Annotated in this window: 11 protein-coding genes and 1 pseudogene; 7 read left to right on the forward strand and 5 right to left on the reverse strand. The window is 70.4% G+C overall.

Annotation, left to right across the window (positions count from 1 at the left end):
• Window positions 1-121: 121 nt before the first annotated feature.
• The 4 genes and pseudogenes from ET445_RS16705 to ET445_RS16715 form a co-directional block, all read right to left on the reverse strand.
• Window positions 122-1,033 (reverse strand): annotated as a pseudogene (locus ET445_RS16705) (ABC transporter permease); the annotation flags it as partial.
• On the reverse strand, window positions 1,026-2,021 hold the full coding sequence (locus tag ET445_RS16710; RefSeq protein ID WP_129192276.1) for an ABC transporter permease: 996 nt from the start codon (window positions 2,019-2,021) through the stop codon (window positions 1,026-1,028). The gene ET445_RS16710 and the pseudogene ET445_RS16705, both read right to left, overlap by 8 nt.
• Before the next feature lie 52 nt (window positions 2,022-2,073).
• Entirely contained in the window at window positions 2,074-2,241 is a 168-nt protein-coding gene (locus ET445_RS18190; protein ID WP_243695250.1) for a hypothetical protein, read from the reverse strand.
• Window positions 2,211-3,749 carry an ABC transporter substrate-binding protein gene (locus ET445_RS16715; RefSeq protein ID WP_243695251.1) on the reverse strand — a complete coding sequence of 513 codons (1,539 nt, stop codon included), beginning with the start codon at window positions 3,747-3,749 and terminating at the stop codon, window positions 2,211-2,213. Before ET445_RS16715 ends, ET445_RS18190 begins: the two co-directional genes overlap by 31 nt.
• A gap of 252 nt (window positions 3,750-4,001) precedes the next feature.
• Here ET445_RS16715 and ET445_RS16720 point away from each other — a divergent pair, with 252 nt between their 5' ends.
• Genes ET445_RS16720 through ET445_RS16745 form a run of 6 tightly spaced genes read left to right on the forward strand, consistent with a single transcriptional unit; the run spans window position 4,002 to window position 10,099 of the window.
• Window positions 4,002-5,333 (forward strand): type III PLP-dependent enzyme domain-containing protein, encoded by a 1,332-nt coding sequence (locus tag ET445_RS16720; RefSeq protein ID WP_129192277.1) that lies wholly within the window; start codon window positions 4,002-4,004, stop codon window positions 5,331-5,333.
• 10 nt (window positions 5,334-5,343) lie between these two features.
• The gene (locus ET445_RS16725) at window positions 5,344-6,963 is read left to right on the forward strand and encodes an N-acyl-D-amino-acid deacylase family protein (protein WP_129192278.1); all 1,620 of its coding nucleotides are present in this window, start codon (window positions 5,344-5,346) and stop codon (window positions 6,961-6,963) included.
• Complete coding sequence (locus ET445_RS16730; RefSeq protein ID WP_129192279.1) at window positions 6,963-7,694, forward strand: IclR family transcriptional regulator; 732 nt, start codon at window positions 6,963-6,965, stop codon at window positions 7,692-7,694. The genes ET445_RS16725 and ET445_RS16730 overlap by 1 nt, the downstream gene beginning before the upstream one ends.
• A 49-nt stretch (window positions 7,695-7,743) precedes the next feature.
• Entirely contained in the window at window positions 7,744-8,127 is a 384-nt protein-coding gene (locus tag ET445_RS16735) for a RidA family protein (protein ID WP_129192280.1), read from the forward strand.
• 49 nt (window positions 8,128-8,176) lie between these two features.
• Entirely contained in the window at window positions 8,177-9,190 is a 1,014-nt protein-coding gene (locus ET445_RS16740) for a glycoside hydrolase family 6 protein (protein ID WP_129192281.1), read from the forward strand.
• 42 nt (window positions 9,191-9,232) lie between these two features.
• Entirely contained in the window at window positions 9,233-10,099 is an 867-nt protein-coding gene (locus ET445_RS16745; protein WP_129192282.1) for a response regulator transcription factor, read from the forward strand.
• A 6-nt stretch (window positions 10,100-10,105) separates the two neighbouring features.
• Here the strand turns inward: ET445_RS16745 and ET445_RS16750 are convergent, their stop codons facing one another.
• Window positions 10,106-11,653, reverse strand: a complete 1,548-nt coding sequence (locus ET445_RS16750) for a glycosyltransferase family 2 protein (protein ID WP_129192283.1) — start codon at window positions 11,651-11,653, stop codon at window positions 10,106-10,108.
• 89 nt (window positions 11,654-11,742) lie between these two features.
• Here ET445_RS16750 and ET445_RS16755 point away from each other — a divergent pair, with 89 nt between their 5' ends.
• Window positions 11,743-12,369: a hypothetical protein gene (locus ET445_RS16755; RefSeq protein ID WP_243695253.1), complete on the forward strand. Its 627-nt coding sequence runs from the start codon at window positions 11,743-11,745 to the stop codon at window positions 12,367-12,369.
• Window positions 12,370-12,379: the final 10 nt, after the last annotated feature.

Below are 12,379 nucleotides of genomic sequence, written 5' to 3' on the forward strand. Positions count from 1 at the left end.
CCCGCGATGCCGCGGCCCGCGCTTCGCGCCTTGCGCACGCTGCGCGCGTTCTGGGGGCGAGGCGCAGCTTGGGGTTGATGATCTCGTCGATCGAGAAGTTGATGAGGGACAGGCCCGCACCGAGGAGCGCGATCATGAGCCCCGGCGGCACGTACCACCACCACGCCTTCTGGCCGAGCGCCTGACCGCTCTGCGCGTCGTTCAGGATCGTGCCCCACGTGATCGAGTCGGTCGGTCCGAGGCCGAGGTAGGAGAGGCCGGCCTCGCCGAGCACCGCGAAGATGATCGCGAAGAGGAACTGTGCGGCGAGGAGCGGGAGGAGGTTCGGGAGGATCTCCACCGCGATGACGCGACCGGTCTTCTCGCCCGCGACGCGGGATGCGGCGACGTAGTCGCGGGTGCGGAGCGATCTGGACTGCGCCCGCAGGACGACCGCCGAGCCGGCCCATCCGGTGATGCCGAGCACGAGGGCGACGAGCCACCACTCGCGGGAGTCGACGTAGTTGGCGATGACCATCGCGAGCGGGAGGCCGGGGATCACGAGCATGACGTTCGTGAAGAGCGAGAGGATCTCGTCGGTCCAACCGCCCGCGTAGCCCGCAACGATGCCGAAGACGATCGAGAGCACGAGGGCGATGAGGCCTGCTGTGAAGCCCACTTGCAGGGAGCCGGCCGTGCCGTGCGCGAGTTGCGCGAAGACGTCGTACCCGAGCTTGGTGGTGCCGAACCAGTGGTCGGCACCGGGAGGCGCGAGGACGGGGTTGTCGCTGTCTCGCGGGTCTTGCGAGAACAGCGGCGCGACGATGCCGAAGAGCACGATGGCGACGACGAGGCCGAGGCCGGTTCCGAGCTTGGCCGACATCCGAGGAAGGAACTGGCGGATGCCGCGGGGTGCGGGCCGTGCTGTGGTTTCGGCCTGGGCGACGGCGGCGGCGCTCACGTATCCCGTGGGCACCCCCGAGGCGTCGACCTCGGCGACGGGGTCGTGCGAGGCATCCGTCGATGCGCCGTCGACGGCGAGACGTTCAGACATTGTGACGAGCCCTCGGGTCGATGAATCCGTAGACGAGATCCATGAGGAAGTTGGCGGCGAGCACCGTCAGCGTGATCACGAGGAAGATGCCCTGCATGAGCGCGAAGTCGTTGTTCGTGACCGCCTGGAACATGAGCTTTCCGATGCCGGGATAGCTGAAGACGCGCTCCATGACGATCGAGCCCGCGACGACGAATCCCAGGGTGATGGAGAATCCGGCGATCGAGGGGATCGCGGCGTTGCGCGACGCATAGGTGGTGAGGATGCGCCGGGGGCGGAGGCCCTTGGCTTCCGCGGTCACGATGTAGTCCTCGCTGAGGGTCGAGACCATCATGTTCCGCATGCCGAGGAGCCATCCGCCCACCGAGCTCAGCACGATCGTGAGGGCCGGGAGGATGCCGTGATAGATCGCGTCCCCGAAGAACGTCCAGCTCCACTCGGGTCCGCCGGGGAAAGCGAACACGTCGTAGCCGCCCACGATCGGGAACCATTGCAGCGCGACCGAGAAGGTCGCGACGAGGATGAGCGCGAGCCAGAAGTAGGGGATGGACTGCAGGACCGTCGTCGAGGGCACGAGGTGGTCGACCCACGTGCCTCGACGCCAGCCCGCCACGGCGCCGATGCCGACGCCGAGGATGAAGGAGATCACCGTCGCGAGCCCGACGAGGACGATCGTCCACGGCAGCGCGCCCGCGATGAGTTCGGTGACCGGGGCCGGATAGTTCGTCACGGAGATCCCGAGATCTCCGTGGAGCATCCGGCCCCAGTACTCGATGTACTGATTCCAGACGGGCTCGTCGTCGCCGGAGCCCAGCATGAGGTGGATGTTCCGGACCATGGTCGGAGTGACCTCGCCGCGTTGCTGCATCTTCGCGATGAAGATATCGGCGGGGTTTCCGGGCATGAGCCTGGGGAGGAGGAAGTTGAGCGAGATGGCCGCCCACAGGGTCACGAGATAGAACGCGATCCGTCGTGCGTAGAACTTCATGGTGCTGCTCGATTTCCTCTTCGAACTCGGCTGGGCTCCGGCGACGCCGGTGTTACTTGACCGGGGTGAGGTTGGCCAGGATGACGCCCGCGGCCGACGCGCCCCAGGCGGGCGGGAAGGCGTACAGGTCGTCTTCGGTCGGCCAGCCCGCGTAGTCCTTCGAGTTGAAGAAGGTCTGCGTGGCGTTGATCACGACGGGGATGTACGGCAGGTCGCGCACGATCTCGGTCTGGATGGTGGCGTACGCGGCCTTCTTGGCGGCCTCGTCGTTGGTCGCCGCAGCGGCCGCGACGGCCTCGTCGACGATCGGGTTCGAGTAGCGCGTGAAGTTCCACGTTCCGGGGCGAGCTGCTCGCCGACCTTGACCGTCGAAGACCCGGCGAACCAGTCCTTGTAGATCTGGAACGGGTCGGCGACCGAGGTGCCGATGACGCCGCCGACGATGAGCTCGAAGTTGCCGGTCTGGCGGGCGTCCGAGAACTCCTGCCACTGCACGGTCGACGCGTTCACCTTGATGCCGGCCTCAGCGGCCTCTTCCGAGATGAGCTTCGCGGCGTCGTTGTAGTCGGTCCAACCGTCGACCGAGATGAGGTCGAGCTCGATCGGCGCGCCGTCCTTGCCGTAGAAGCCGTCGGCGCCCTTGGTGTAGCCGGCGGCCTCGAGGATCGCACCGGCTGCGGCGGCGTCGGCCGACTGCGGGCTGACCGAGTTCGCCGAGTCGGCGACCCACTTCTCGTCGCGCGGGAGGAGCGCGAACGTCGGCGAGATCTCACCGGTGAGGCCGACGAAGGCCTTCTCCTTGATCGTGCCGCGGTCGATCGCGACGTTGAGCGCCTGGCGGACGGCGACGTCGGTCTGCTCGCCGACGCAGCCGAGGTCGGCGTTCGCGCAGGTGTACAGCACGGTCGGGTCCTGCGGCGTGTTGATCGTCGAGATGATGCCGTTCGACGTCACGTCGTCGGGGTTCGGGACGAACATGCCGGTCCAGTCGAGCTTGCCTGCGGTCAGCAGGTCTTGCGCCGACTGGTTCGCGTCGAGGCCGACGTACTGGACCTTCTTGATCGCGGGCTTGCCCTCTTCGCGGTAGTTCTCGTTCGCGACGATCGTGTAGGACTGCTCGTTGACCGTGTCGACCTTGTAGGGGCCGGTGCCGACCGGGGCCTCGTCGGTGAAGGTCAGGAAGTCGTCGACCTTGCTCCAGACGTGCTCGGGGAGGATCCAGGTCGAGCCGAGGATCGAGAACTCGTTCGTGAACTGCGGCGACGAGAAGGTGAGGACGACGGTCGTGTCGTCGGTCGCCTCGGCGCTCACGAGGCCCTTGTCGGCGTAGCCGTTGGCCTCGTAGTTGAACGTGAACACGACGTCGTCGGCCGTGAAGGCCTCGCCGTCGTTCCACTTCACGCCGTCCTTGAGGTGGACGGTGATCTCGGTGCCGTCTTCGTTGTACTCGTACGAGTCGGCGAGGAGGCCCGTGGGCGCCTCGTCGGCCGTCTTGTTGAAGTAGGCGAGGGTCTCGTAGATCGGGCCGAGGGCGGCGTGGAGCACCGTCGGCGCGAAGGGGTTGAAGTTCGCCGTGATGGGGGTCTGGCTGCCGGCCCAGACGCGGAGCACCGGGGCGGAGTCCGCGCTGTCACCGCCGTTCGAGGGAGCGCAGCCGGAGAAGGCCAGCGTGACTGCAGCCGCTCCGGCGGCCAGGGCGACCGCCACGGAGCGCTTGGTTCGAATCATCGTTCCGTCGTTCCTTTCAGTGCTTCATTGCGTGGAAAGTGCAGTGACGCCGCTGTGATGCAGGGTTGGTGCCGGCGTAACTGGAAGCGAACCTAACAGAAATGGAACTATTGAGAAACAACGTTTTCGATTCGTGATCAAACCTGTGGAATCTGCGGTGACTACGTACGTAGCCCGCGGTTCGATGGCCGTTCCGACCGGCCCCTAGGCTGGGAAACACCCCGTTCTCGGATCGTCTCGAAAGGACTCCGGATGCCTCGAGCCACCGCCGCGCGACTCGATACCGCCGCACTCGCAGCCCTCGGCGATCTCGAGCTGTCGCTCGCCGATCAGGGCGTTCCGGCTCGGGCGGCGGGGCTCACGGTTCGCGAGTTCCTCGCGACGTCGCCGACCCTCGACGAGTTCTGGACGCCGCTCACGGTGCTCGACGGCAGCGCGCTCGCGCGGAACGCCGATGCGATCCAGGCGTGGGCGACGGCGCACGGCCTCGAGCTCATGCCGCACGGCAAGACGACGATGGCGCCCGAGCTGTGGGAGTTCCAACTCGCCCGCGGCGCAACGGGTCTGACGCTCGCGACGCCGGGTCAGGTGCGCATCGCGCGCGGGTTCGGCGCGAGCTCGATCCAGCTCGCGAACGCGCTCGTCGCCCCGCACGCGCTCGCGTGGCTCGCAGGCGAGCTCGCCGACGAGGGCTTCTCGTTCTGGTGCTGGGCCGATTCGATCGAGACCGTCGAGGCGATGGAGCGCGGACTCGAGACATCCGGCGCCGTTCTCCCCCGCCCGATCGACGTGCTCGTCGAGCTCGGCGCCCCCGGCGGGCGCACGGGCGCGCGATCCGACGACGCGGCGCTCGACGTCGCACGGCGCATCCATGCCTCTCCCGTCCTGCGCCTCGGGGGCGTCGCCGGCTACGAGGGCAGCCTCGGGCACGATCGCTCACCCGGCGCGCTGGCCGCCGTGCGCGACTACCTCGACCGCATGGTCGCGCTCTTCGAACGGATCCGCGCGGGGCACGACGGCGAGCTCATGCTCACGGCGGGCGGCAGCGCGTACCTCGACGTCGTCGCCGAGGCGTTCGCGCCGGCGATCGAGGCTGCGGCCGGAAGAACGGCGGATGACTCGAGCCGCTTCGTGCTGCGCTCGGGCGCCTCGCTCGTGCACGACGATGGCTTCTACCGCGGCATCTCGCCGCTGGGCGGCGAACTCGTCGCGGCCATGCGGGGGTACGCGCGCGTCGTGTCGCACCCCGAGCCGGGGCTCGCCCTCCTCGATGGCGGCAAGCGCGACTTCCCGTACGACGAGGGCCTGCCCGTGCCGCTCCATACGACCGAGCAAGCGAGGCTGACGAGCGCTCCCGGCACACCGCTCACCGAGGCATCCGTCACCGCCCTCAACGACCAGCACGCGTTCGTCCGCGTCCGCGAGAGCGCGCCATCGGGCGCGGCGCTCGCCCTCGAGATCGGCGACGTCGTCGCGCTCGGCCTCTCGCACCCGTGCACGGCGTTCGACAAGCGACGTCTGCTGCCCGTCATCGCGGGCGACGGCGACGACACCGTCGTCGGCCTCGTGCGGACGTTCTTCTGAGGCGGCCCGCGTGACGACGACCTCGACCGTGCTGATCGCGAACGCACTCCTCGCCGACGGCGACGGCGTGTCCGACGGCCCGCGCGACGTGCTCGTCGCGGACGACCGCATCGCGGCGATCGGCGAGCCCGGCTCGCTCACCGCACAGGCCGGCACCGAAACATCCGTCACCGACGCCGCCGGCCGCGTGCTCCTGCCGGGACTCGTGGACGCGCACTCCCACGCGGGCGGGCGGGTCTTCGATCCCGACGTGCAGCTCGCGCTCCTGCGACAGGGCGTCACGACCGTGATCGCGGGCCAAGACGGCGTCGGCTACGCCCCCGGCGACGGCGCGTATGCGACCGAGTACTTCGCGGCGATCGACGGCGCGAACCCCGCATATGCCGGCGGCGGCATCGGCGCGCTCCTCGCGGCATACGACGACGCGACGCCGCTCAATGTCGCGGCACTGGTGCCCGCGGGCACGGTGCGCTTCGAGGTCATGGGGAGGTCGACGGATGCCCCCTCGCCCGCCGACCTCGCGGCCATGACGGCGCTCGTGGCCGACGGGCTCGCCGCGGGCGCGGTCGGCCTCTCGACGGGGCTCGACTACGTGCCGGGCATCTTCGCGTCGACGGCCGAGCTCGCCGCCCTCGCCCGGCCCCTCGCAGAGGCCGGCGGGGTCTTCGTGTCGCACATGCGCGGCGGATACGAAACGGGGTCGGCCGCGGGCATCGCCGAGCTCGCCGAGATCTCGCGCGTCTCGGGCGCGCCGATCCACGTGTCGCACTTCCACGCGGAGCCGCACCTCGTGCTCGGGCTTCTCGACGAGCTCGAGGCGTCCGGCATCGATGCGACGTTCGACGCCTACCCGTACGCGCGCGGCTGCTCGCTCCTCGCGATGCCGATCCTGCCGCCGGCGATCACCGTGCGACCCGTCGACGAAGCTCTCGCGCTGCTCGTCGACCCCGGAGAGCGCGCGCGTCTGCTCGCCGAGTGGTTCCCCTCGATCGTCGACTACCCGAGCCTCGGGCCCGACTGGCCCGGCATGCTGACGTTCGGCCACATCGCCGCGGCCGAGTACGGCTGGGCGCACGGGCTCACGATCGCCGCGGCATCCGCCCGCGCCGGACGCTCCCCCGCCGAGTTCGCACTCGACGTGCTCGTCGCGAGCCGCCTCGAGGTCAACGTCGTCATGGCGGTGCGGTACCGCCGCACCGACGACGACCTGGCGCAGATCCTCTCGCAGCCCGCGGCGACGGGCGGCTCCGACGGCATCTTCGTGGGCAGACACCCGCATCCGCGGGCGCGCGGGTCGTTCCCGCGCTACTTCGCCGAACTCGTGCGGCGGCACGGCGTGCTCGACCTCGCAGGCTTCGCGGCCCTCGTCTCCACGCGCGCCGTCGACCGATTCGCACTCGGCGAGCGCGGGCGCGTGCGCGTCGGGGAGATCGCCGACCTCGTCCTCGCCGACCCCGGCCGGGTGCGCGACGGCGCGACCTACGACGCGCCCCTCGGCCTGGGCGAAGGCATCGACGACGTGCTCGTCGCGGGGGTCCGGGTGCTCGCGGACGGCGCGCTCACGGGGAAGACGCCCGGCCGGGGCATCCGCCGCGCGGTTCGCACCACCTCGCAGACCGGGGCCGCCTGATGTCGCAGTCGGTCGAGCGCGCCGCGCGCATCGTCGACCGCGTCGCGGCGGCGCCGCCGACCGTCTCAGAGCTCGCCGAGGAGTTCGGACTGCACCGCTCGACGATGTTCCGCGAGCTGCAGTCGCTCGAGCAGGTGGGCTGGGTGCGCCGCCGCCCGACCGGGCGCTACGCGCTCGGCACGCGCCTCGCTGCGCTCGCGAAGGAGGCGCTCGACTCGCTCGACCTTCGCGACGTCGGCGGCGAGCACGTGCGCCGCCTGCACCGTCGCACGGGGAACACCGTGCACCTCGCGGCCCTCATGGACCGCTCGATCGTGTACGTCGACAAGGCCGAAGACGAGTCCGGCGGGCGCATGTACTCGCGCATCGGCAAGGCCGTCATCCCCCACTGCTCGGCCGTCGGCAAGGCGATCCTCGCCGACCTCGACCGCGGGTCGCGCGATGCGATCCTCGCCGACGCGACGTGGGAGCGGTTCACCGACACGACCATCACGACGCGCGAGCGCTTCGACCGCGAGCTCGCGATCGTGAAGGCCCGCGGGTACGCGACCGACGACCGCGAATTCGAGCCGTTCGTCAACTGCCTCGCCGTCCCCATCGCGTCGAGCGTCGGCGTCGTCGGCGCGATCTCGGTCACCGCGATCCGCATGGTCGCAGACCTCCACGCCCTGCGATCCTTGCTTCCGAGCATGCGCGAGGCCGCACAGGCGATCTCGCGCGAACTCGGCTGAGCCCCTCGACCACCCACCCACCCGCAACCGATCAGAGCAGGAGCACCCCATGCCGAAGACCGCCGTCACCCTCCCCAACGCCCCGAAGCCCGCAGGCCCGTACAGCCACGGCGTCGTCGCCAACGGGTTCCTCTTCACGGCGGGCTTCGGGCCGCAGGATCCGGCGACCGGGCTCGTCGTCGAGGGCGGTGCGAAGGAGCAGACCCGCCAGGTGCTGCGCAACGTCGGCGCCGTGCTCGCCGAGTACGGCCTGACGTTCGACGACGTCGTGAAGGTCACGGCGCACCTCGAGGATCTCGCCGACTTCGCCGAGTACAACGAGGCCTACGCCGAATTCTTCACCGAGCCGTACCCCGTGCGCACGACCGTCGGCTCGCGGCTCGCGAACATCCTCGTCGAGATCGACGTCGTCGCGGCGGTGCCGCAGGGCTGACGCGCGGCGCCGGGCCTCGCCCTCCTAGACTGCGAAGCGGGGAGGGCCGGTGAGCGAGGCGAGCACTCAGGTCGGGCGGCGGCGCACCCGCCGCACGGTCGTCGCGATCGTCGCCGCGGTCGTGATCGTCGCAGGGCTCGCGGTCATCGCGTGGACGCTGTGGGGCGGCCGCGGCGGCGGCGGCCCGCTCGCGCAGCGCGCGCTCTACGTCGACCCCGACTCGTTGGCGGCGCGCGCAGCGCTCGACGGCGAGACCGCCGCCGAGCGCGATGCCGCAACTGTGCTCGCCGCACGCGCGACGGCGATCTGGCTGACCCCCGAGCGCGACCCCGCGGGCCGCGCCGGCGAGACGGTCGCCGCCGTCGTGGCGGCCGCGACGACCAGGAACGCGCTGCCCGTCTTCGCCGTGTACGGCATCACCGACCGGGACTGCGGCAACCACTCGGCGGGCGGGTTGCCGCCACGCGAGTACCTTGCGTGGGTCGACGAGATCGCCGCAGCGCTCGGCCAGCGCGCCGCGGTCGTCGTGCTCGAACCCGACGCGCTCGCGCTCGCACCCGAGTGCCCCGACCCCGACGGGCGGGTCGCTCTCGTCGCCGACGCCCTCGCACGCTTCGACGGCACGGGCGCGATCCTCTACCTCGACGGCGGGCACTCGGCGTGGCTGCCCGCCGACCGCATGGCGACGCTCCTCGCCGATGCGGGCGTCGCGGGCGCGCGCGGCTTCGCGACGAACGTGTCGAACACCCAGACGACGGAGGCTGAGCGAACCTACGCCGCAGCGGTCGCGACCGCGCTCCGCGACGCGCACGGCATCGACGGAGCCCACGCCGTCGTCGACGTCTCTCGGAACGGCAACGGACCTCCGGGCGACGGCGCGTGGTGCAACGTGCCGGGGCGGGCGATCGGCGAGGACCCGCACGCGATCGAGGGCGACGACGTGCTCGACGGCGTGCTGTGGGTGAAGCCGCCCGGGGAGAGCGACGGCGAGTGCAACGGCGGCCCGCCCGCGGGCGAGTGGTGGCCGAGACAAGCCGTCGAACTCGTGCGCAACGCGGGCTGATTCGGCCAGACTGGACGCAGGGGAACAGCCGGAGGGGTGGCAATGGGGGCGGACGAACACCGTGTGGCGGTCGTCATCGAGGACGACGCCGACATCCGCCGATTGCTCGCGGAGGTGCTGGCACAGGGCGGCTTCGAGACGCACAGTGCGGCGAACGGGCTCGAAGGCGTCGAACTGGTGCGGGCGCACCGTCCGACCGTGACGACGCTCGACGTCAGCATGCCGGGGATCGACGGCTTCGAAGCCGCGAAGCGCATCCGCGCGATCAGCGACACGTACCTCATCATGCTGACGGCGCGCGGGGACGAGATCGACACCCTCATGGGCCTCGAGTCGGGCGCCGACGACTACCTGCTGAAGCCGTTCCGACCGCGCGAGCTCCGGGCGCGGATCGATGCGATGCTGCGGCGCCGCGCGCGCGAGAGGCGAGCGGATGCCTCGGTGCCGATCCCTGCCGCGCGATACGACCGGGGCGTCGACGCCACCGCGACCCGTGACGTCGACGACGAGACCGCGGAGGTCCTCGCGACGGCCGACGCAGCCACGGAGTCGTCACCTGCCGAGCCGAACGAAACCGACGGCTGGCTCGAGCACCGCGGCCTCCGCCTGCACCCCGAGATGCATCTCGTCACCCTCGACGGCGACGAGATCGAGCTCACGCGCAGCGAGTTCGAGCTGCTGAACCTGCTCATGACGACCCGGCGACGCGTGCGCAGCAAGGCCGATCTCGCGCTCGCGCTCCGCGGAGAGAGCTACGTCACGTCGTACTACGTGAGCGACGCCGACAAGCGCGCCGTCGAAGTGCACATGGCGAACCTCCGACGCAAACTCGGCGAGTCCGCGACGCAGCCGCAGTGGATCGAGACCGTGCGCGGCGTCGGCTATCGGCTGACGGCCGACGAAGGCTGAACGGGATCAGACCCGGTAGCCGTGGTGGCGGCGCACGAGCTTGCCGAACATCCCGAGGGTCTGCAGCACCGTGATGACGCCGAGCACGGGCCACCCGATCCACAGGATCGACGACTGCACGACCGGGGTCAGCTGGAACCAGATCGCGACCATGGCGACGACGGCGGCGAGCGCGACGAGCACGGGCGCGAGGTAGGCATGGCCGCCGCCGCGCTCGGCCTTGGCCTGGGCCGCCCAGTTGTCGACCTGCTTGCGGCTCGCGAACTTGGTCCACGCGCGCACGAAGTGCCCGAGTCGGATCCACATGTAGACCTCGGCGGGCAAGATGAGCACGGCGAAGAGGATGTCTCGCCAGTTCCGGTTCTGCATCGAGAGCGCCGTCCGCAGGTTCAGGAGCACCGCGACGACGGGCGGCACGAGCCAGATCGGGCTGAACACGAACGCGTCGATCGACAGCGAGCCCGCGAGGAGCACGAGGAAGAGCACGCGCGTGAGCGCGTTGACGGCCATCGAGAGGTTCTCGAACCAGCGCAGGCGGAGGTTCGGGTGGAAGGGCTGGCCCTTCGTGTCGCCGCGCTGACCCGGCCACATGAGCTCGATCGCGCCGTAGTTCCACTTGACCTGCTGGGCGTCGAGCCCGTTCAGGGTCGTCATGCCGCCGACGTCGGCACGGGCGCGCGCAGAGATCTTCGTGAGGTATCCGGCGCTCTTGATCTGGAGCGAGAGCAGGGAGTCCTCGACCTCGCTGTCCTTCACCCACGGCGTCGTCTGGCGGTTGGCCGCCATGGCGTCGCGGAGCGCTCGCGTCGCGAAGATCGAGTACTGGCCGCCGAGCACGGCCATGTTGCGTCCGCGCAGCATGTTCTGCATGTTGAACGCGGCGAACTGGGCGCGCTGGCCGGCGATGAGGAACGGCGCGACGACGCCCGTGAACGGCCGGTCGTCGATCGAGTAGATCGCCGAGATGCCGCCGATACGGCTGTCGGACGCGATCTCGGCCTCGAGGAACTCGACCGCGCGGGGGTCGGCGACCGTGTCGCCGTCGACGCCGAGGAGGTAGTCGAGGCCCTCGACGAGCGTGTAGCCGTAGTTCAGCGCGCCGACCTTCTTGTCGGGGTTCTCGCCGATGTCGTGCACGAACACCTCGGTGAACCGCTCGCCGCCGTGCTCGTCGGTGACCGTGTGGAGGCCCGCGAAGCGGGCGGCGCGCTCGACCGTGCGGTCGGTCGTGTTGTTGACGACGACGTGGATGACGTCGGGCAGACGGGTCTGGGCGAGGAGCGCCTCGAGCACCTGGCCGATCGACTCCTCCTCGTTGTACGCCGGCACGACGCAGCCGATCGTCGCGCGCGATTCGGGCAGCGTCTGAACGACCGCGAGGAAGTCGTCGGCGTAGCGCGAGGCGGCGGGTGCGGCGGTCGAGGGCGAGGGGGTCTCGGGCAAGGCAGGGCTCCAGGGGTTCGGGTCGCGGCCGGGTCCTTGGTGCAGGGTTCGGATTCGGGTCGTCCGCTGCGGACCCGGCCGCTGCGTCGATCCTTCCCGAGCGAGCCTCATGTCGGCCTTGGGATGCGATAGCGTCGCCTCAAGATCTCCTCAGGATTCGGCGTTCGGGGGGCCGGGCGTCGCCGAGCGGAAGGAATCGCGTGCGGCACGAGCGATCCGGCGGGCGCCGCCGAGACATCCGGTTCGCCCTCGCGATCGTCGCGATCGCGACATCCGCGTTGCTCGCGGGCTGTTCGGATGCCCCGTGGCTCGGCCCGAACGCGACCACCACCCCGACGCCCACCCGCACGACGACCACCCCGCCGGTGCAGAACGACCTCGCCGCAGGCTCCCTCACCCGCACGGTGCAAGCGGGGGCCGTCACCCTCACGATCGACTACTGGTCGACGCTGCCGATGGATCAGTGGACGCCCGACGCGGCGAAGCCGCTGAGCTTCGCGCTGCACGGCACCATCGAACCTGCCGACGGGCAGAAGCTCTACCTCTCGCGGGTCTCCGCAGAACCCGTCGTGCGCGACGCGAACGGCGAGCAGCTGCCCGGGTTCGAGTATCTCGTCGACTCCGCGAGCGTCTCCCCCGGCTATCTCATCCTCGACCCGTACAGCTTCAGCCAGACCTTCACCCTGCCGCCCGTCGACGCCGCCGCGACGAGCATCGAGCTGTCGATGCACTTCGAACTGCTCCAGCAGTCAGCGCCCGACTCGACCGACTACGCGAAGCAGACCGCCGTCGACGTGCTCATGATCGGGCTCGCGCCGGCCGAGTAGGGCCCGGCAC

The sequence above is a fragment of the Agromyces protaetiae genome, assembly GCF_004135405.1.
GTDB classification, from domain to species: domain Bacteria; phylum Actinomycetota; class Actinomycetes; order Actinomycetales; family Microbacteriaceae; genus Agromyces; species Agromyces protaetiae.

Coding starts and splice junctions, on each gene's coding strand:
- ET445_RS16750 (WP_129192283.1), bottom strand. CDS start 11,653: ATGAGGCTCGCTCGGGAAGGATCGACGCAGCGGCCGGGTCCGCAGCGG.
- ET445_RS16735 (WP_129192280.1), top strand. CDS start 7,744: ATGCCGAAGACCGCCGTCACCCTCCCCAACGCCCCGAAGCCCGCAGGC.
- ET445_RS16720 (WP_129192277.1), top strand. CDS start 4,002: ATGCCTCGAGCCACCGCCGCGCGACTCGATACCGCCGCACTCGCAGCC.
- ET445_RS16715 (WP_243695251.1), bottom strand. CDS start 3,749: ATGATTCGAACCAAGCGCTCCGTGGCGGTCGCCCTGGCCGCCGGAGCG.
- ET445_RS16745 (WP_129192282.1), top strand. CDS start 9,233: ATGGGGGCGGACGAACACCGTGTGGCGGTCGTCATCGAGGACGACGCC.
- ET445_RS16710 (WP_129192276.1), bottom strand. CDS start 2,021: ATGAAGTTCTACGCACGACGGATCGCGTTCTATCTCGTGACCCTGTGG.
- ET445_RS16730 (WP_129192279.1), top strand. CDS start 6,963: ATGTCGCAGTCGGTCGAGCGCGCCGCGCGCATCGTCGACCGCGTCGCG.